The 21,528-nt window shown below is 69.2% G+C and carries 10 protein-coding genes; 9 read left to right on the plus strand and 1 reads right to left on the minus strand.

From position 1 onward, the window contains the following. The first annotated feature begins 63 nt into the window (after positions 1 to 63). The 5 genes from recQ (at position 64) to ACFY9N_RS02245 (ending at position 11,311) form a co-directional block, all read left to right on the plus strand. Entirely contained in the window at positions 64 to 2,097 is a 2,034-nt protein-coding gene (gene recQ, locus ACFY9N_RS02225) for a DNA helicase RecQ (protein WP_391476642.1), read from the plus strand. A gap of 309 nt (positions 2,098 to 2,406) precedes the next feature. Further along, the gene (locus tag ACFY9N_RS02230; protein WP_391476643.1) at positions 2,407 to 7,254 is read left to right on the plus strand and encodes a choice-of-anchor G family protein; all 4,848 of its coding nucleotides are present in this window, start codon (positions 2,407 to 2,409) and stop codon (positions 7,252 to 7,254) included. Between the two features lie 82 nt (positions 7,255 to 7,336). After that, a complete protein-coding gene (locus ACFY9N_RS02235; protein WP_391476644.1) occupies positions 7,337 to 8,149 on the plus strand; it encodes a DUF5819 family protein in 813 nt (270 codons plus the stop codon). Next, complete coding sequence (locus tag ACFY9N_RS02240) at positions 8,146 to 9,216, plus strand: HTTM domain-containing protein (protein WP_391476645.1); 1,071 nt, start codon at positions 8,146 to 8,148, stop codon at positions 9,214 to 9,216. The genes ACFY9N_RS02235 and ACFY9N_RS02240 overlap by 4 nt, the downstream gene beginning before the upstream one ends. A 34-nt stretch (positions 9,217 to 9,250) precedes the next feature. Next, positions 9,251 to 11,311 carry an acyl-CoA dehydrogenase gene (locus ACFY9N_RS02245; RefSeq protein ID WP_391476646.1) on the plus strand — a complete coding sequence of 687 codons (2,061 nt, stop codon included), beginning with the start codon at positions 9,251 to 9,253 and terminating at the stop codon, positions 11,309 to 11,311. Positions 11,312 to 11,394: 83 nt separating this feature from the next. Here ACFY9N_RS02245 and ACFY9N_RS02250 read toward each other — a convergent pair whose 3' ends face one another. Next, positions 11,395 to 12,417: a hypothetical protein gene (locus tag ACFY9N_RS02250; protein WP_391476647.1), complete on the minus strand. Its 1,023-nt coding sequence runs from the start codon at positions 12,415 to 12,417 to the stop codon at positions 11,395 to 11,397. A 117-nt stretch (positions 12,418 to 12,534) separates the two neighbouring features. Here ACFY9N_RS02250 and ACFY9N_RS02255 point away from each other — a divergent pair, with 117 nt between their 5' ends. The 4 genes from ACFY9N_RS02255 (at position 12,535) to ACFY9N_RS02270 (ending at position 21,512) form a co-directional block, all read left to right on the plus strand. Next, entirely contained in the window at positions 12,535 to 13,581 is a 1,047-nt protein-coding gene (locus ACFY9N_RS02255; protein ID WP_391476648.1) for an NAD(P)-dependent alcohol dehydrogenase, read from the plus strand. Positions 13,582 to 13,739: 158 nt separating this feature from the next. Next, a complete protein-coding gene (locus ACFY9N_RS02260; RefSeq protein ID WP_391476649.1) occupies positions 13,740 to 14,309 on the plus strand; it encodes a DNA-3-methyladenine glycosylase I in 570 nt (189 codons plus the stop codon). Between the two features lie 109 nt (positions 14,310 to 14,418). Continuing rightward, positions 14,419 to 15,552: a serine/threonine-protein kinase gene (locus ACFY9N_RS02265; protein WP_391476650.1), complete on the plus strand. Its 1,134-nt coding sequence runs from the start codon at positions 14,419 to 14,421 to the stop codon at positions 15,550 to 15,552. After that, positions 15,552 to 21,512, plus strand: coding sequence for an Ig-like domain-containing protein (locus tag ACFY9N_RS02270; protein ID WP_391476651.1), 5,961 nt, complete (start codon positions 15,552 to 15,554; stop codon positions 21,510 to 21,512). Before ACFY9N_RS02265 ends, ACFY9N_RS02270 begins: the two co-directional genes overlap by 1 nt. Positions 21,513 to 21,528 lie beyond the last annotated feature (16 nt).

The raw sequence follows: 21,528 nt of genomic DNA on the forward strand, positions 1-21,528 counted from the left end.
CGCCCGTGGCCGACCTGTGGAGAAGGGCGGGCCGCCGTCGGTGGGGGTCGTTACGCTGGAGGGATGCCGCAGACTCCCCGTGACCCGTACGCGGATCTGCCGTACGCCGACGAGCCCTTCGACGACGGGTGGGAGCCCGGAGAGCCGCCCGAGCCGATGGACTGGGAGCCGCAGGGCGCCGGCTTCGAGCCGCCCCTCGACTGGGGCCCCGGCCCGACGACCCCGGTCTCCCCGGCATCCGCCCCGCGGCCGAGCAACGCACCTGCCACCCGCCGCGCCACGCCGAGCCGCTACGCGACCGCGCGCGAAGCCCTGCACACGGTCTTCGGGTACGACGACTTCCGCGGTGATCAGGCCGAGATCGTCGATCAGGTGATCGCGGGCGGCGACGCCGTGGTGCTGATGCCCACCGGTGGCGGAAAGAGCATCACCTACCAGGTGCCCGCCCTCGTGCGCGAGGGCACGGGGCTTGTGGTCAGTCCGCTCATCGCCCTCATGCACGACCAGGTCGATGCGCTGCGCGCCAACGGCGTGAACGCCGCGTACCTCAACTCGACGCAGTCGCCGCAGGAGCGCGCAGAGGTCGAACGCTCGTACGTCGCGGGCGAACTCGACGTCATCTATGTCGCCCCCGAGCGCCTGTCGAACGCCCAGACCACGGCCCTGCTGCAACGCGGCACCCTCAGTGTGATCGCGATCGACGAGGCTCACTGCGTGTCGCAGTGGGGCCACGACTTCCGCCCCGACTACCTCGCGCTGGGCGACCTCGGCGAGCGGTTCCCCGGGGTGCCGCGCATGGCGCTCACCGCCACCGCCACCCGTGCCACGCATCAGGAGATCACCGAGCGCCTCCACCTCGATGCGGCGAAGCACTTCGTCGCGAGCTTCGATCGCCCGAACATTCAGTACCGGATCGTGCCGAAGGTCGACCCGCGCAAGCAGCTGGTCTCGTTCATCCGCTCGCAAGAGGCGGGTGCCGCCGGCATCGTCTACGCGCTCAGCCGCAAGTCGGTCGAGCAGACCGCCACCTATCTGGCCGCGCGGGGCCTCGATGCGCTGCCGTACCACGCGGGTCTTCCCGCCGAGGTGCGTGCCGCGAACCAGTCGCGCTTCCTCCGCGAAGACGGCGTCGTCATGGTCGCGACGATCGCCTTCGGCATGGGCATCGACAAGCCCGATGTGCGTTTCGTCGCGCACATCGACCTGCCCAAGTCGGTCGAGGGGTACTACCAGGAGACGGGCCGCGCCGGCCGAGACGGCGAACCGTCCGTCGCGTGGATGGCCTACGGGCTGGGCGACGTCGTGCAGCAGCGGCGCCTCATCGACCAGAGCCCCGGGGACCGCACCTTCAAGATGCGCATGGGGCAGCACCTCGACGCGATGCTCGCCCTGTGCGAGACCGTCGAGTGCCGTCGGCAGAACCTGCTCGGGTACTTCGGCCAGGAGTCGCAGCCCTGTGGCAACTGCGACACGTGCCTCGAAGACACCGCGACGTTCGATGGCCTCGTCCCTGCCCAGAAGCTGCTGTCGACGATCGTCCGTCTCAAGCGTGAACGCAATCAGGCGTTCGGGGCCGGACACCTGATCGACATCCTGCGGGGCGCGTCGACCGAACGCATCCGTCAGCAGGGCCACGAAGAACTCGCCACCTACGGCATCGGATCCGACCTCTCGGATCAGGATTGGCGCAGCGTCGTGCGGCAGCTTCTCGCCCGCGGGATTCTCATGGCGCAAGGGGAATATGGCACCCTCGCGCCCGGAGAGCAGGCTGCCGGAGTGCTGCGCGGAGAGACCGCGGTGCCGCTGCGCAAGGACACGATCGGGCGCGCGACGACCACGCGCGCCCGCAAGGCGACGGCCGCGGATTCGGTGGATGCCAGCAACAGGCCGCTCTTCGAAGCCCTTCGGGTGTGGCGTGCAGAAACATCACGTGAACTGGGAAGACCTGCGTACATGGTGTTCAGCGACGCCACGCTCCGCGCTCTCACCGAACGCCGCCCGACCACTCTCGCCGACCTCGACGGCATCAGCGGCATCGGCGCGAAGAAGCGCGAGGACTACGGCGACGCGGTGCTCTCCGTGATCGCCGCCAACTGACCTTCCTTCTCCGTCGCCGCATCCGATGACCTGCGGCGAAGGTGTTCTTCGCGACCCTTCATATTCTCGAAATGGAATTCACTGAACACCTAGACAACCATCCCAAACTCCCGTAGAAAATCTCTTACTTGCGCCTGACCGGTAAAGAAGCCGGTTCCTGGGGGGGCCTAGTGACGACGAACTTGGTTCGACATCACGGGAGGGCAAATGAGCGGTACACGAAGGAGGACTCTGCCCAAAAGCAGAATCCTCGCAGTAGCAGCAATCAGTGCAGTGGTGGTCGGGAGCGTCATCGCCCCGAGCGCGGCGGTGGCAGCTCCAGGGGACGAGTCTGCCTCCAGTTCGCGATTCCTCACGGGCAGTCTCCTGCTCGGTGGGCTACCGCTCGATGACGTCGTCGCCCTCCAGGGCGTGGAGACGACCAACGACGGGACGACAGGGGAGCCGACCGTTTCGACCGGGGCCCTGAACATCACGGCGTTGAACGCCCTGAGCATCGGCATCCCGGGCGGTCTCAGCGTTCCCGCGCTCTCGAACTTCCTGTCCCTCGGGGCGGTGAATCAATACTCCGTGTCGAATCCCGACGGATCGAGCCGCGCCGTGACCGGCGCTGTGGCCGACAACGGCGTGGTCGATACGACCGGCACCGGGGCCTACCCGGCGAATGCTTCCCTCAACCTGCAGGGGCTGCTCGGATCGACCGTCACCGGCGTGGTCGGCGACCTCGACGTCTCGCTCGGCGCGATCAGCGCCGAGGTGGCTCTCGCCGCCGATGGCGCTGTGACGCGTGACTACAACGTCGCGAGCGGCACCGTCACGCTGCAACTGCCCGCTGTGACCGGCCTGACGAACACGCTCGTCGGCACGAACGGCGTCGCCTCGACCGTCGATGCGGCCGTGGGCACGCTGACGGGGCCGAACGGTCTGCTGGCCGGCGCGATCGCAGGCCTCAACGCCGCGCTCGCGCCGATCCTCGGCAACCCGAACCTCAACATCACGATCACCACCCAGGTGAATCAGGCACTCAACACGCTCCTCGACACGCCCATCGGCGACGGGGTGGTGACGGTCAACCTGCGCACGGGAGTGGTCTCGGCGAACCTCGACGCGTTGCTCGCGAACACGACCGGGCGAGGCCTGAACAGTCTCAACGTCAACGAGGAAGTGCTCTCCGGTCCGGTTCTCACGAACCTGATCAATCGCGTCGGGACGGTGCTCAACACGGTTCCCAACCTCGTGCGGCAGACGCTCACCACCACGCTCAATGCGGCGGTGCTGAACATCTCGGGAACCGTCTGCGTCCTGGGCACTGGACCGAACTGCACCACCACGCCGATCGATGCCGGAACCGGCGTGACCATCGCGGTGACGAACCAGACTCTCGGCAGCATCACCGGTGCGCCGGGATCGCCGGCGCCGGCCGCAACGATCACGCTCAAGGTCGCCGGTCTGCCTGTCGCGGTGCCGCTCGGCACGCTCGTCGCGGCGCTCGCCGGCCCGATCAACAACGTGTTGCTCGGACCCGGTGGTGTGGTGAACACCGTGGTCCCCACCGTCACCACGGCGGTCGGGAACATCATCACGGCTATCGCCCCGGCGGTGAGCCTGCTCAACGGCGTCGTATCGCTGCGCGGAAACGTGCAGCCCGAGAGCGGCCCGATCTACAGCCAGGAGGCGTTCGTCCTGACGGTCGGAGCGATCGCCGGCGGAGGCGGAGTGGGCACGATCGTGCTTGCCCGAGCCGAAGCCGGGCCGAACGCGCTCGCTCCGTTGCTCGAGGCGACGAGTCCGGTCAAGCCGGGGCAGGCGACCACGCTGACGTCCAGCGGATGGCCGGCGAACACCGCCGTTTCCGTCCAGCTCGAAGATGCGGACGGCGCACCTGTCGGTGACCCGATCACGGTGACGGCCGATGGCGACGGCGCGTTCCCGGCGGGTACGACGCTCACGGTTCCGCCGACGGCGGCAGCCGGTGATTACACGGTCTCGGCATCCGCCGGTGACCAGACGGTCGAGGCGCCGTTGGTGGTCGAGGCCTACACGCCGACGGTGTCGGCGACCGGGCCGATCACTGTCGGTGAGTCCACGACGCTCACGTCCGGCGGCTGGCCCGCCGACGCCGAGGTCACGTTCGAGCTCGAGGACCCCACCGGTGCCGCTGTCGGCACCCCGGTGACGGTGACCACCGACGAGAACGGTGACATCCCCGCCGGCACGACGCTCACGGTTCCGGCCGGTTCTGCGATCGGCGACTACACGGTCGCGGGTGAGGACGAGTTCGGCAACACGGCCGAGGGCACCGTCACGGTGCTCGCCGTTCCTGGCACGCCGCAGTTGACGGCATCCGGTCCGGTGAATCCGGGCCAGACGACCACGATCGCGTCGGGTGGTTGGCCGGCCGAAGTCGACGTCACCTTCCAGATCGAGACCGAGACCGGCGATCCCGTCGGTGACCCGGTCACGGTGACGACGGATACCGACGGCAACATTCCGGCCGGCACCACGCTCACGGTTCCGATCGACACCGACCCCGGCGACTATGTCGTCGTCGGTGAGGACGAAGACGGCGCGACGGCCGACGGCCCGTTGGTCGTGGCGCCGTGGACGCCGACGATCGATGCGTCGGGTCCGGTGAAGCCGGGCCAGGCGACCGTGATCACCTCGGGCGGATGGCCGCCGGCGACGTCGGTGACGTTCCAGCTCGAGGATCCCGCCGGTGAGCCCGTCGGCACGCCGGTGACGGTCACAACGGATGCCGAGGGCAACGTGCCCGCGGGCACCGAGCTGACGGTTCCCGCGGACAGCGAGCCGGGCGACTACACCGTCGTCGGCACGGGCGTCGAGGGGATCACCGAGGAGGCGACGGTCACGGTCGAGCCGTGGACGCCGACGGTGTCGGCATCCGGTCCGGTGAATCCGGGCCAGGCGACGACGATCACGTCGGGTGGCTGGCCGCCGCTGGCGAGCATCACTTTCCAGCTGCAGGATGCCGCGGGCGACCCGGTCGGTGACCCGATCACGGTCGAGGCGGATGCCGAGGGCAACATTCCCGCAGACACGGTCCTGACCGTTCCGGTCGGCACCGAGCCCGGCACGCTGACGGTGGTCGGTGAGGATGGCGACGGCAACACCGGTGAGGGCGACGTGACGGTGGAGGCCTGGACTCCGACTGTTGAGCTCTCGGGGCCGGTGAAGCCGGGGCAGCCCACGACGATCACGTCGGGTGGGTGGCCGCCGCTGACCGAAGTCACGTTCCAGCTCGAGGACGAGAACGGCGACCCGGTGGGTGACCCGATCACGGTCACAGCGGATGAGGACGGCAACATCCCCGCGGGGACGACGCTGACGATCCCGGCCGACGCGGACCCCGGCACCTTCACGGTGGTCGGTGAGGATGCCGACGGCAACACGGGTGAGGGAGATGTCACGGTGGAGGCCTGGACCCCGACCGTCGAGCTCTCGGGTCCGGTGAAGCCGGGGCAGCCCACGACGATCACGTCGGGTGGGTGGCCGCCGCTGACCGAGGTCACGTTCCAGCTCGAGGACGAGAACGGCGACCCGGTGGGTGAGCCCGTCATCGTCACGACCGACGAGAACGGCGACGTTCCACCCGGAACGACGATCACGATTCCCGCCGATGCCGACCCCGGTACCTTCACGGTCGTCGGTACCGACGACAACGGCAACACGGGTGAGGGTGACGTGACGGTGGAGGCGTTCGCGCCGACGCTCGACGTGACCAGCCCGGTCGCGCCCGGCGCCGTGACCGACATCACCTCCGACGGGTGGCCGCCGCTGACCGAGGTCACGTTCCAGATCGAGGATGCCGCGGGCGACCCGGTGGGTGCTCCGGTGACCGTCGAGACCGACGAGAACGGTGTGGTGCCTGCGGGCACGCAGCTCACGGTTCCGGGAACGGCCGAGCCGGGCGACTACACGGTCGTCGGTGAAGACGTGAACGGCAACACTGTCGAGGCCGCCCTCGTGGTCGAGGCGACCGGTACCGACACCGATCCGGTGACGGACCCGGGAACCGACACGGACACCGATCCGGGTACGGACACGGACACGGGCACGGATACCGACACGGGCACGGATACCGATACGGGTACGGATACCGATACGGGTACGGATACCGACCCGGGGACGGACACGGATCCGGGTACGGATACGGACACTGATCCGGGTACGGACACGGACACCGGTACCGACACGGACACGGGTACGGATACCGACACCGGGACGGATACCGACACGGGTACGGATACCGACACGGGTACGGATACCGACTCGGGGACGGACACGGATCCGGGTACGGATACGGACACTGATCCGGGTACGGACACGGACACCGGTACCGACACGGACACGGGTACGGATACCGATACCGGGACGGATACCGACACGGGTACGGATACCGACACGGGGACGGACACGGATCCGGGTACGGACACGGACACCGGTACCGACACGGGTACGGATACCGATACCGGGACGGATACCGATACGGGTACGGATACCGACACGGGGACGGACACGGATCCGGGTACGGATACCGACACCGGGACGGACACGGATCCGGGAACGGATACGGACACTGATCCGGGTACGGACACGGACACCGGTACGGACACCGACACCGGGACGGATACCGATCCGGGAACCGACACCGACACGGACACGGGAACGGACACCGACACGGGTACCGACACCGGAACCGATACGGGCACGGACACCGGTACCGACACCGGAACCGATCCTGGTTCCGAGCTCGGGATCACGATCCTCTACCCGGAGCGCGCACAGGGCGAGTCCCAGTCCGCGACCGGAACCGGGTTCCGACCGGGTGAGGTGGTGACGGGCGTCATGCAGTCCGCACCGCTGAACCTCGGCTCGCAGGTCGCGAACGCGGCCGGCCAGGTGACCTTCACCTGGACGATCCCGGCCTCGCAGGATCTCGGCATCCACACCGTGACGCTCACCGGAGCGGAGTCCGGATCGGTCTCCATCCAGTTCCGAGTGACACAGTCGGGCCTGGCGATCACGGGTGCGGAATCCGGACCGTCGCTGGTCTGGGGCCTGGCGTTCCTGCTGGCCGGAGCAGCCCTCGCGGCCGGCGCACGCAGGAGGCGGATGTCGGTGACGTCGAAGACGTGACCGATCACCATCGGCGGCACCCGGGATCCCCGGGCCCGGGTGCCGCCGTACGTCTCCGCAGCACGCCGAGCAGAGGACGCAGATGACCCACACGTCGACGAGAGTGCAGCCGATTCCGAAGGCGGCGAAGGTCGCCAGCGCGGCTGCGCTTCTCCTGGCGGGGGCGCACATCGCTCTCACTGCCCTGTTCAACGTCCCGTCGACGGAGGTCAAGTACGAGGCGTTGCCGGGTGGGGCGGCGGATGCCTGGATCCGGCCGTACTTCGTGCAGGACTACCGCATCTTCGCCCCCGACCCGGCCAGCGCCGACCGCAACCTCTGGGTGCGGGCCTGGGTCGAGACGCCGGACGGCGAGCGGGTCGAGACGAAGTGGGTCGACGTCACGGCCATCGAACTCGCCGAACCGTATCGGCGCGTCCTCCGCAAGCAGCTCACGGTCATCGGCGCCGAACAGCTCATGACCTCATACGGAAAGCTCACCGAGGCGCAGAAGGCCGTCGTCGAGGAGAACTTCCACGCGAGTCCGGATCTGGCGGAGCTGAACGAGGCGCTGCTCGCGGCCGACGACGCGAACGCGGGTGACGTGCGCTCCTTCATCCGCGCCACGAACTACACGACCTCGTATGCCACGCAAGCGGCGCGGGCGCTCTGGGGCGACGACGGCGAGATCCTCGCGGTGCAGACCCGCTCGGTCTACAGCCCGGTGATCCGGTGGGACGATCGAAACGACCCGGATGCCGTACGCCCCGACTCCTCTTATACGCAGCTCGGCTGGCGGCCCGTGCTCGATTGGTCGCAGCAGAGTGAAGAGGCGTTCGCCCGCACGTTCCTGCACTGGGCCGAGGCGGCCGGCGTGACCGGCTCGCTCACGGGCGACGAGGAGGACGCCGGATGACTACTGTGACCCGCCTCTGGGACTCGCTGCTGCACTGGCTGCTCGACCGCCGCCATGCCACCTACGGCCTCGCCGTGATGCGCATCGGATTCGCGGGACTCACGATCGTCAGCATCCTGCTCTATCTCCCCGACTACTCCTATACGTTCGGCGAGGGTTCCCGCTGGGGGGAGTCGCTGTACCGGCCGAGCGGGGTGAACACCTACATCTGGCCGATCTCGATCCTCTTCTCGCGCAGTGACCCCGACTGGTTCACCTACATCAAGCTCGCCGTGCTCCTCGCGGTCGCCGTCGCGTACCTGCTCGGATGGCGGATGCGGATCATCGCCCCGCTCTTCGTGGTGCTGTGGCTCGGGTACGCGTCGACGAATCCGCTCGTGCTCAACACCGGGCACTACCAGACGTTCCGGGTGATGCTCCTCTTCCTCCTGCTCGCCGACACGTCGCGGCGCTGGTCGCTCGATGCGCGCCGTCGACGGATCACCCGCGACGAGCATCCGCTGTCAGTCCGCGGCCATGCGCTGCCGAGCTGGGTGCCCGTGCTGTCGAACAACGTCGCCGTCATCCTCATCGGCGCCCAGCTGTGCATCGTCTACATCACCAGTGCCCTCTGGAAGCTGCAGGGATCGATGTGGACCGAGGGCATCGCCGCCTACTACCCGCTGCGTCTCGAGCAGTTCATCCTCTTCCCCTGGCTGAACGAGATCGCATGGCACGTCACTCCGGCCATCTTCATCGCGTCGTGGCTGAGCGTCTACATGCAGCTGCTGTTCCCGCTGACGCTCCTCAACCGCTGGACGCGCATCTTCGGACTCATCGCCATCACCGGCATGCACGCCGGCATCGGCATCCTGATGTCGCTGCCGTTCTTCTCGCTCGTGATGATCTTCAGCGACATGATCTTCGTGCGCGACGTCACCTGGCGAAAGGTGCAGCTCTGGGTCGTGCGGAAGTGGAAGCGGCGTCGGACTGTGAGCAACCGACAACAGGATGAGGGCACGCCCCGAGAACCTATTGGAGAAGAGACACAGGTGACTTCGCCCGAAGTTGTCGGAGTCCTACGATAAGAGCACTCCACCTTCTTCTCCGAGAGGAATGCTCATGGTCGACGCCGCCGTCCGCACCACGAAGACCCCGATCGTCGAGGCCACCAGCCCCGCCATCGATGTCGCCCGCGTCAACGATCTCCTGCTGGGGACCTGGGGCGACACCCGCCGCGAAGCCCGCGAGATGATCAAGGACTCCGCCTTCTGGCGCGACGACGAGCTGGGCAAGGACGAACACCGCGAGCGTGTGCTTGGCCAACTGCACCTGCTCGTCGAGAAGAAGGCCGTGCACCGCGCGTTCCCGAAGTCGCTCGGCGGCGAGGAGAACAACGGCGCCAATATCGCCAGCTTCGAGGAGCTGGTGGTCGCCGACCCCAGCCTGCAGATCAAGTCGGGCGTGCAGTGGGGGCTCTTCGGATCGGCCGTGCTGCAGCTCGGCACCCAGGAGCACCACGAGAAGTGGCTGCCCGGCATCATGGACCTCTCGATCCCCGGCGCCTTCGCGATGACCGAGATCGGTCACGGCTCGGATGTCGCCGCGGTCGGCACCACCGCCACCTACGACGCCGCGACCGAGGAGTTCGTCATCCACACCCCGTTCCGCGGGGCGACGAAGGAGTATCTCGGCAACGCCGGCCTGCACGGCATCGCCGCGACCGTGTTCGCGCAGCTCATCACGAACGGCGTGAACCACGGTGTGCACTGCTTCTACGTACCGCTGCGCGGCGACGACGGCGTCGACCTTCCCGGCATCGGCCGCGAGGACGACGGCCTCAAGGGCGGTCTCAATGGCATCGACAACGGCCGCCTGAGCTTCGATCAGGTGCGCATCCCGCGCACCAACCTGCTCAACAAGTACGGCGACGTCGCCGCCGACGGCACCTACACCAGCGCCATCGACAGCCCCGGTCGCCGCTTCTTCACGATGCTCGGCACTCTCGTGCAGGGCCGCGTCTCGCTCGACGGCGCGGCATCCTGGGCCTCCGCCCTCGGCCTGCATATCGCGATCACCTATGCGACCCAGCGCCGCCAGTTCGACGGCGTCGACGGGCAGGAGGTCGTGCTGCTCGACTACGGAAAGCACCAGCGCCGCCTGCTGCCGCGCCTCGCCACGACCTACGCGCAGATCTTCGCGCACGACGAATTCCTGCGGAAGTTCGACGGGGTCTTCTCGGGCCGCACCGATACCCCCGACGACCGCGAGGATCTCGAGACGCTCGCCGCGGCCCTCAAGCCGCTGTCGACCTGGCATGCGCTCGACACGCTGCAGGAGGCGCGCGAAGCCTGCGGCGGCGCCGGGTTCATGTTCGAGAACCGTCTCGTCGGGTTGCGCGCCGACCTCGACATCTACGTCACCTTCGAGGGTGACAACAACGTGCTACTGCAGCTCGTCGGCAAGCGTCTGCTCACCGACTACGCGAAGCAGTTCACGGGCAAGGATGCCGCGGCCCTCGCCAAGTACGCGGTCGGGATGACCGCTGGCAAGCTCTTCCACGGTGCGGGACTGCGCCAGTTCGGGCAGTCGGTCGCCGACCTCGGGCAGGTCTCCCGCTCGGTCGAGAACGGCCTGCGCGAGGAGCAGCAGCACCAGTTGCTCGCCGACCGAGTGCAGCAGATGGTCGCCGACATCGCGAACCGGCTGCGTCCCGGCGCGAAGGACAAGGCGCTCGGTGCCCGGCTGTTCAACGAGAACCAGGTCGAGCTGATCGAAGCCGCGCGCGCACACGGCGAGCTGCTGCAGTGGGAGGCGTTCACGGATGCCGTGCACAGCGTCGACGATGAGCAGACCAAGGCCGTGCTCACGTGGCTGCGCGACCTCTTCGGCCTGCAGCTCATCGAGAAGCACCTCGCCTGGCACCTGATCAACGGGCGTCTGTCGATGCAGCGCGCCGCAGCGGTGTCGAGCTACATCGACCGGCTCTGCGCCCGCCTGCGGCCGCACGCGCTCGACCTCGTGAACGCGTTCGGCTACGAGCCCGAGCACGTGCGTGCGCCGATCGCCTCGGGTGCCGAGAAGGACCGACAGGACGAGGCCCGCGCGTACTACGCCGACCTCGCGACGTCCGGCGAGGCGCCGATCCAGGAGAAGGCGCTGCGCGCCGCGAAGAAGCACTGAGTCGCCGTTCATAACTCCTCAGAAATCCTGCGAAAAGGGCCCGATCGTCACGATCGGGCCCTTTTCGTGTGAGATCTCCGGAGTTATGAACCGGTCGGACCCGTGCCCGGGGTCGGCGGGTACAGAGGGACGGCCGGTGCGTGCATGCCGGGGCCGACGCCCGTGCCGGGGAAATACTGTGCCGGGGACGGCGGAGAGGTCGGGTGCGCGGAGAACGGATGCTGGCCGAACTGCGGCGTCGCGATCGAGGTCGCGCGGGCCTGCTGAGCGCGCGAGCGCACCCGCAGCAGCACGAACGTATAAGAGAGGTACAGGAACGCGGTCGCCGTGCCCGTGCCGAAGATCACCAGCGGCGGCAGCGCGCTCGTGATCTCCCGCGGCAGCTGGAAGAGCACGGGGAACAGCACGTCGGGGAGGAGCACCAGCGCGTTGATGACGAGCAGGAACAGTGCGGGCAGCAGCAGCGCGAACGACGACCAGCGCGTGACGCCGACGCCGGCGACGATGAGGATCACCCCGCCGAGCACGGCGAGCACGGTGACAGGCTGCACGGTCCAATCGGCCAGCTGATACGCGTACTGCATGCCGGTGCTGAGGCCCCAGACGGTCAGCAGCACACCGGCCGACAGCAGAACAGGGGAGAGGACGCCGCCGACGAGGCCGAGCGCGGCACCCTTCGGCTCGGGCCGACGACGCACCATCGCGAGCACCACGCCCATCGTGCCGAGCACGGGCAGGATCACGAGCGGAACACCGTAGACGAAGCCATCTGTCCATTCCAGGGGCATGCGGATCGCTCGCTGGAAGGCGATGAATACCACCGGGAACATCGCGAAGATCACGGGCGCGAGCGACAGCACCCCCACGGCGATCAGCCCGGCGGAGCTCCAGATGCCGGTGATCACGACCGCCACGAGGAGCAGGATGCCGAGTGCCTGCAGCGCGGTCGGCCCGGCCAGCGTGCCGAGGTCGATCTCGCGGGCGTACTGGAAGACCGTGTACATCCAGACCCGGCCCCCGCCGGTGAGGAGCCCGACGCCGAGCGTCGCGAGCACGACGGCAATGATGACGGTGATGATGCGCGCGAGCGCGGACGATCGATGCATGGGACTTCCCCTCCAGAGCCTCGTGCCCACCGTAGCGACTCGGGGCGAGAGCGGGAAAGAGCGTCGCGCGAACGGTGCCGCGCGGCCGGTGGACGCCGAGCGGGTAACGTCGCATCCATGACCCTCGTGAACGCCTACGCCGCACCTGCCGAAGCCGCCCCCCTCGAGAAGACGACCATCGAGCGCCGCGCGCTCGGGCCGCTCGACGTGCTCATCGACATCGCCTACGCCGGCATCTGCCACTCCGACATCCACACCGTGCGCGGCGACTGGGGTGCGCGCCAGTACCCCCTCGCGCCCGGACACGAGATCACCGGAACGGTCAGCGCGGTCGGCTCGCAGGTCAGCCGCCACACGGTGGGCGACCGCGTCGGCGTCGGCTGCATGGTGAACTCCTGCGGCGAGTGCCGGCAGTGCCTTCGCGGTGACGAGCAGTTCTGCGCGCAGGGCGCCGTCTTCACCTACGGCAGCACCGATCGCGACGGCACCGTCACTCAGGGCGGGTACTCCGAGCAGGTCGTGGTCACCGAGTCGTTCGTCGTGAAGGTGCCGGATGCGTTGGCGCTCGATGTCGCCGCGCCCCTGCTCTGCGCCGGAATCACGACGTACTCGCCGCTCAGCCGTGCGCAGGTGGGCCCCGGCACCCGCGTCGCCGTGGTCGGTCTCGGTGGGCTGGGTCACATGGGCGTGCAGATCGCGCACGCCCTCGGTGCCGAGGTCACGGTGCTCTCGCAGACCCTGAGCAAGAAGGACGACGGGCTGCGGCTCGGCGCCGACCACTACTTCGCGACGAGCGATCCGGAGACCTTCCGGAACCTGCGCGGGTCGTTCGATGTGATCCTCAACACCGTCAGCGCGACGATCGACCTCCGCGCCTACCTCGGCCTGCTCGACATCGGCGGCTCGATGGTCTGCGTCGGGCTCCCCTCCGAGCCGCTTCCGGTGAACCTCGGCTCGCTCATCGGCGGACGCAAGTCGCTGTCGGGATCGAACATCGGGGGCATCCGCGAGACGCAGGAGATGCTCGACTTCTGCGCCGAGAAGGGCATCGCCGCCGAGATCGAGGTGATCCCGGCATCCGACATCAACGCGGCGTACGACCGCGTGCTGGCGTCGGACGTGCGGTACCGCTTCGTGATCGACGCCGCCACCTTCGCCGACTGACGTTCTCGGGGTGGGCCCTTCGACAGGCTCAGGGCCCCAGTCTCGGGCTCAGGGACCCAGCCTCCTGGGTCCCTGAGCCTGCTCCTCCTGGGTCGCTGAGCCTGTCGAAGCGCCCCACCGCGAAGGACGTGTCGGTGGCCCCCGCTAGCGTTGGAAATATGAGCTCGTTGATCACCGGTCCCGACGAACGCGCGCGCTGCGGTTGGGTGGGTGACGACGCCGAGTACCGCCGCTACCACGACGAGGAGTGGGGGGTTCCACTGCACGGCAACCGGGCCCTGTTCGAGAAGATGGCGCTCGAAGGGTTCCAGGCCGGGCTCTCGTGGATCACGATCCTGCGCAAGCGTCCGCGGTTCCGCGAGGTGTTCGCGGGGTTCGACCCGGAGGCCGTCGCGGAGTTCGGCGACGACGACGTCGAACGGCTGATGGGCGACGCCGGGATCATCCGCAATCGCGCGAAGATCCTGGCGACGATCGGCAACGCGCAGCTCGTGCGCGGCATGGCCGAGGGCGAGCTCGACGAGCTGATGTGGTCGTTCGCGCCCCCGGCGTCCGGCATCCGTCCGGTGTCGTTCGCCGACGTGCCGGCGGTGACCGCCGAGTCGACGGCCATGAGCAAGGAGCTGCGCAAACGGGGGTTCCGTTTCGTCGGCGCGACGACAATGTACGCCCTGATGCAGTCGGCCGGAATGGTCGACGACCATATCGAGGGATGCTGGCGCGTCTGAGCGTGTCGCCGGTCGCGGTTATACTCGTGCGCGGGGGAACCCGCGGCGCGCTCGTGCCGCGGCGCTTTCGATGCGACCCCCGTCGATGACAATTCCCGGGGGAGGGTGAGTGGCGAAGCGGATTGCCTCCACGCCCCCTGTGCTGGCCGGTTACAGCTATGTGCGCCCGCTGGGCTCCGGTGGGTTCGCCGATGTCTTCCTCTACGAGCAGGACATGCCGCGTCGCGTCGCAGCCGTCAAGGTACTGCTGGCGGATGCCGTGAACTCCGAGGTCCTGCGCGCTTTCAACGTCGAGGCCGACATCTCGGCACGCCTCAGTGCGCACCCGTCGATCGTCACGATCTATCAGGCGTCGATCTCGTCGGATGGCCGCCCGTACTTCGCGATGGAGTACTGCCCCGACACGATGAGCGCCCGCTACAAGAAAGCGCCGCTCCCGCTCGCCGAGGTGCTCGACATCGGTGTGCGCATCGCCGGTGCGCTCGAGACCGTGCACCGGGCGGGACTCCTGCACCGAGACATCAAGCCCTCGAACGTGCTCATCAACTCGCTCGGGGCGCCGGTGCTCGCCGACTTCGGTATCGCCGCCGCCGTGCTCGACGAGGGCGACCCCGAGACCATCGCGATGTCGATTCCGTGGAGCGCCCCCGAGGTGCTGCAGGAGAAGGTGTCGGGTTCAGTGCCCAGCGAGGTCTGGAGCTTCGGCGCGACGCTCTACACGCTGCTCTCCAGCCGCAGCCCGTTCGAGCGCGAGGACCGCGCATCGAACACCCGCGATCAGCTCACGCAGCGCATCGTGAAGGCCAAGTACACGCCGCTTCCGGTCGCGGGCATCCCCCCGGTCGTCGATTCGATCCTCGCCACGGCGATGGAGAAGGACCCGGCGCGCCGGTTCCCCAGCATGGCCGCGTTCGCGGACCGGCTGCGGCACGCGCAGTACGAGCTCGGCATCGCGCCGACCGCCTTCGAGGCGGCCTCGGCCGAGTGGGCCGCGGCGTCGCCCGTGAGTTTCTCGGATGCCGCACCGCGCGGTCCCGTCGTCACCACCGTCGCCCCGAACTCCCGCCGTGCCGTCCGCGCGGCGAAGCAGCAGGGTGCCGCTCGCGATCGCGATGACCTTCCCGTCGCGACCCGCACGCCCACGCGCTCGCCGCTCGTCGCCGGAGTGATCGGTGCGCTCGTCGGCGCCGTGGTCATCGCGGGTGCGGGCGTCGGCATCCTCCTCCTCACCGGGATTCTGTGATGGCGATCGGCGACCGCGACCGCACCGCGACGACGCCCCGTTCTCGCGGGCGCCTCATCGCCGCGATCTCGGGCGTCGCAGCACTCGCCGTGGTCGTCACCCTGGCCGTCACGGCGCAGGGATACCAGTCCCAGGAGGTGCCGCGTCTCGAGTCGGCCGTCTGGGTGATGCGCGACAGCGGACAGTACGCGCGCGTCAACACCGACCTCGCCGAGATCGATACGGTGCGCAACGTCGACGATCCCGAAGCGGTGTGGCAGAGCGGGTCCTCGGCCGTGCTCTACGCGCAGGGCAACCGCCAGCGCTGGGACCTCGATCCCGCGAGCCCCGGGGACTTGGTGGCGGATGCCGGTGACGAGGGCACGCCGCTCGCCTCCGAGCCGACTCCGGCGGGTACCCGCGAGATCGTGTCGGCCGGGCCGTACGTGGCGTACCGCACCGACACCGGACAGGTGTCCGTGACCACGGTCGACGCGGGAGCGGGAACGGCACTGGTCGATCCCTTCGCCGCCGTCGAGGTCGAGGAGGGCGAGGCCCCTCCTTCGTACACGGCCGACGCGATCGGGCTCTCTCCCGAGGGAGTGCTCGCTCTGTACTCGGCCGAAGAGGGCGCGGTGCGCCGGTTCGACATCGACGAGTACCGCTTCCTGGGCGACGGTGCGGAGGTGGCCGAGGCCCCCGAGGGCGGCGACGGCCTCGAGCTCACCGTCGTCGGCGATCGCTGGGCGATGCTCGAGGCCGCGGAGGGTCGGCTCTGGACCTCCGATGTCGACGCCCCGATCGACCTCGACGTCGCCGAGGGCGCGCGACTGCAGGCGGGTGCGGCTTCCGGTGACGACGTCGTCGTCGCGGATGCCGACGGACTCGTCTCCGTCGCGCTCGCCTCCGGCGACGCGGAACGCATCGCCGAGGCATCCGGAGTTCCTGCGCGTCCCGTGGTCGTCGGCACGACGACGTATGCCGCCTGGCTCGACACCGGGTCGGGAACCCTGTGGGCCGGCGGGGAGACCACGCCGCTGTCCGTCCCCGATGACGCCCTCGAGTCCTCGGCCATCGAGCCGGTGTTCCAGGGCAACGGCGACCGCGTGGTGCTCAGCGAGATCGGCACCGGCCTGCTCTGGACCGCGCCGGACGGCGTGCTCATCCCGCTCGAGCAGTGGGCGATCGAAGACGACACCGAGCAGCAGGAGGGCACGATCATCGTCGAGGACGTGGCGGAGCAGATGCCGCCCGTCGCCGTCGACGACTCCTTCGGCGTCCGGGCCGGTGAGCAGGTCATCCTGCCCGTGCTGCTCAACGATCACGACCCGAACAAGAAGGATGTGCTGACGATCGACCCCGAGTCGGTGTCGGCCGGGCTCGGCGACTCCGGATTCGGGGAGCTTTCGCTCGTGTCGGACGGGCAGGCGCTGGTGGTCGACGTGACCGCGACGAGCGGGCAGGCCTCGTTCACCTATGCGGTGACCGACGGCGCCGCCGTCTCGCCGCCCGCGACCGTGACGCTCACCATCGTCGATCCCGAGGTCAACTCCGCCCCGGTCTGGTGCGGCGTCGACGCGTGCCAGCAGGACTGGCCGACGCCCCAGTTGCTCCCCGGCGGGAGCACGGTCGTCTCGGCGCTGTCGGGCTGGGTCGATCCCGAGGGCGACCCCTTCGTGCTCGTCGACGCCTTCGAGACCGACTCGGCGGCCCCGGTCATGGTCGTTCCGATGGCCGACGGTCGCGTCGCGATCCGCCACACCGATCCGAACGCTTCGGATGCCGTCATCCCCGTGACCGTCGTCGTCGAAGACGTGCACGGTGCGCGAGCAGAGAAGACCCTCGACGTGCAGGTCACGGGCAGCCCCGCTCTGATCGCCGCCCCGGTCGCGCTGACGGCGCGGGTGGGGGAGGCCCAGTCGATCCGCATCTCGGATCATCTCTCGGGCGGCTCCGGGTCGTACCGTCTGGTCGATGCCGTGCAGACCGCTGCGACGGCGGCGGGCCTCGAAGTCGCCCCGAACCTCGCCTCCGGTGACGTCGAGCTCACGGTCGCCGAACCCGGTCAGTACGTCGTGACGTACACCGCGCAGGACGTCACGACACAGGCCGAGCAGTCGGCGGTGATCCGCATCACCGCGGTCGACGGGGCGGCGCCGCTCACGATGGCACCGCTCACCGCTTTCGTGCGCGAGGGCGAGGACACGACGGTCGACGTGCTCAGCGCCGTGCAGAACACCACGGGCCGGGTGCTCATGCTCTCGGGCGCCGAGAGTTCGTCGCCCCAGTTGAGCGTGCGCGTCGTGAACAACGAGAGCATCCGCGTCAACGGCACGACCGACGATGGCGAGCCCGGCGTGATCGGCCGTGCGCGCGTGACGGTCGCTGACGGATCCGGCGCCGCCGTGCGAGGCACGGTGACCGTGTTCCTCACGCCGCCGTCGACCGTCACCCGACCGATCGTCTTCCCCGACGCGATCACCGTGCGCGCCGGCTCGCTCACCCGTATCAACGTGACCGCGAACGACGTGGCGCCGCGCGGTGAGCCGCTCGTCGTGCAGCCAGAGGTGACCGGTTCGGGCGAAGAGGGAGAGCTCGTCTTCGCCGACGGCAACGCACTCCGCTATCTCGCGCCGACGACGCCCGGCACGTACCGACTGACGTACTCGGTCTCGCTCGAGCGCAACCCCGCCCTCTCCGACGACGGCGCCGTGACGGTGACCGTCGTGCCGCCGGGTACCAACCGCGCGCCCACGCCGACCACGCTCACGGGGCGGGTTCTGAGCGGACAGACCGTCTCGCTGCCGGTGCCCGCGACCGGCATGGACAGCGACGGCGACCGCGTCGTGCTCGCGGGCATCGAGCAGCCCGGCAAGGGTGCGGGCACCGCGACCATCTCGGCGCGCGGTGACGCGATCGTCTACCGCGCCCCGGCGGGTGGAGTCGACGGTGGCCAGGCGACGTTCCGCTACACGGTGCGCGATCCGCAGGGCGAGACGGGCACGGGGCTCGTGCGCATCGGCGTGCTCGACGCCGACATCGACGACGCGGCCCCCGTGACCTTCAGCGACTACGTGCGTGTCGAGGCCGGGTCGTCGACGCCGATCGTGCTCGACCCCCGCGCCAACGACCTCGACCCGGCGCAGGGCGATCTCGAGATCACCGAGCTCGTGCCCAATGCCCCGCCGGTCGCCGGCAACCCGCTGTACGAGCGGCTGAAGTCGCTGATTGACTCCGACACGTCGCTCGAGGACGGACGCGTCGTGCTGCGCGCAGGCGATGTCGCCGGCACGAACTCCTACTTCTACACGGTGACGTCGAGCCGCACGCAGAGCACCGCGCAGGGCCTCATCGTGGTCTCGGTGACCGACGGTGCAGTGACCGATCAGCCCACGGTCTCCGACACGGTGCTGACCGCCCGAGACCGGGGAGACCTCGCCGACCGCGGCATCGACGTCGTCACCGATCGGGTGAGCTGGCCCTCGGGCGACGCGAGTGCGCTGAAGCTCAGCCTGTGGGGCGATCAGCCCGGGTTCACGGTGCAGGGCGACCGCATCGTCGGCGAGGCGCCGACCGACGGGGCGCTCGTGCCCTTCCAGCTGACGGGTACCGCGGCCGGGGGACGCGATGTCGTCGCCTACGGCTTCCTCCACATCCCCGCCTTCGACGACATGCAGGTGCAGATCACGCCGGGCGCGACCCCGGTGGTCGTCGACGAGGATGCCGAGAAGTCGTTCGTCGTGTCCGACTTCGTCGATCTCGCGGCCGACGACGCGGTCGAGATCGGCACGGGCGAGTTCACCACGCAGCGCGCCGCTGCCGTCTGCCTCCCGTCCGGCGGGGGCGAGGCGACCTATCGCGCCGGCCGCGAAGCGCCATGGTCCGACACCTGCCTCGTGCCGGTCCGACTCCAGGGCCAGGAGCGCTGGTCGTACATCGACGTGCCCATCAGCATCCGCCCCGCCGAGCCGCAGCTGCTGCTGTCGTCGATCGCGCACACGGTCGCGCCGGGCGCGAGCGCCGACTTCGACCTCTACGCGAACATGGCGAGTTGGGAGGGCGGTCGCGAGGGCGATGCCGGCTCGCTGGATTTCCGTACCGTCTACCGCGGGGCGTCGTTCACCGTCACTCAGAACGGGCCGTCGCTCACGGTCGAGGCGCACGCCGACGCGCGCCCCGGCACGTCCGAGACGGTCGACGTCACCGTCGCGCAGTTCGGCGAGGCGGCGGCATCCGTGCGCCTGGTCGTCGGGGCGGCACCTCCGGATGCTCCGCGCGGTGCGACCTTCACGAAGCAGTGCGTTGTGACGAGCCCGAGCTGCTCGATCGACGTCGTCGACATCGCCGGGGAATACGACCCGTTCGCGGGCAAGACAGGTGCGGGGCTGAAGCTCGTGTCGCTCGGCTCGGGCGCGCGCTGCGACGTCGCCTCGCTCGCCGCCTCCGGGGAGCGCGCGATCACCGCGAGCTGGCCCGGCGGCGGGCAGGCCCCCGGCGGTCAGTGCGTGGTGCCGTTCGTCGTGGCGGATGCTCAGGGGCGCACCGGTACCGGAACTCTCACCCTCGATCTGCAGGGCTACCCGCAGGCGCCGGCGAGCGTGACGACCGTCGGGTACACGCGCTCGACCGTCGTGCTGGAGGTGCCGCTGGGCGAGGCCGGACGCGCGCACCCCTCGGTCACCGGCGTGACGATCCAGCAGGACGGCGCCGCCGCGAACGCTTCGTGCGCGCCGGCCGGTGGTGGCCTGTACCGCTGCACGGTGAACGGCCTGGTCAACGGTGAACCGCATGCGTTCACTGCATCCGCGGTCAACGCCGTCGGCGCCTCGGCGCCGACCTCCGCGCACACGAGTTGGGCGTATGCGGCCCCGACCGTGTCGAATGCACAGGCGGCGCCGATCTACGTCGCCGGAACGACCGAGCGCAATCGCGGGGTCGTGAAGCTGTCGATCGATGCGCCCGATGACGCCCGCTCGTTCCGCGTGGAGGAGACGGGGCAGGTCATCGACCGCACCGGAGGCACGACGACCGCGCAGCTCACGCTCGCGCCGGGTGCGCAAACTCTCACGATCGTGCCGATCAGTCAGTTCCAGCCGCCCACCGGCGACGGGGGTAATGAGGGTGGGGCGTTCCGCACCCAGGTGACCGCGGCCGGCACGGTGTACTTCGAACCTTCGAACACGAGCGCGGGCGCATCGTCGAACACCTCGATCAGCATCTCCTCGCCCGGCGCCGGGGCTGCGCAGGCAAACGGCAGCGACCGCGGCGTGGACATCAGGTACGTCGCCTGGCGCTCGGGCAGTGTGTCTTGCACGGCGAGCCCCACGGGCGAGCTCCAGGTCTCGGGCGCGGAGGCATCGTCATCGTCACCCTCTCTGACGGGCCTGGTCGAGTACCAGCTCTACAACGTCAAGGCCTGCGCGTCGAACGGCTACGGGGTCAGCGAGAGCTCGACGATCCAGGTCTTCACCTTCACCTCGGTCGAGGGGCCGGGCGGCGACGCGAGTTACCGCGTCGCGACGACTCCGAACAAGAGCGACGGCTTTTACGCATATCCGCTCGAGCGTGGTCCGTCGATCTCGGTGCGCAACGGTTTCGTCGTCTGGTACAACATGTACGGCGCGAGGACGCAGGAGTTCGATCTCAGCCGTGACAACGCGCCAGGTCAGATCACCGCTCAGGGCTGCCACTCCGTGGTCACCGTCCACTGCTCGGCGGCCGTGCAGGTCACCGCTGAGACTGCTCCGACCATCGTCGATGCGCAGTTCCAGCCGTGTCTCACCGAGAATCCCGCAGACGTCGTCAGCGTCTCGGGCGCCGCTCGCGGCTCCTACGTTCTCGGCACCCCGGTGGAGATCCCGGGTGCGACCGCGGAGGACCCGCCCTCCTACGACATCACCCTCACGTGGACCGGGGCATACGCCTCGCTCGCACCGATCACGCATCACCTGCCCGCCGCCTGCAACCCGACGACCCCCTGACCCGTCCGAGACCATC

The sequence above is a fragment of the Microbacterium sp. NPDC008134 genome (assembly GCF_042957055.1).
GTDB lineage: Bacteria > Actinomycetota > Actinomycetes > Actinomycetales > Microbacteriaceae > Microbacterium.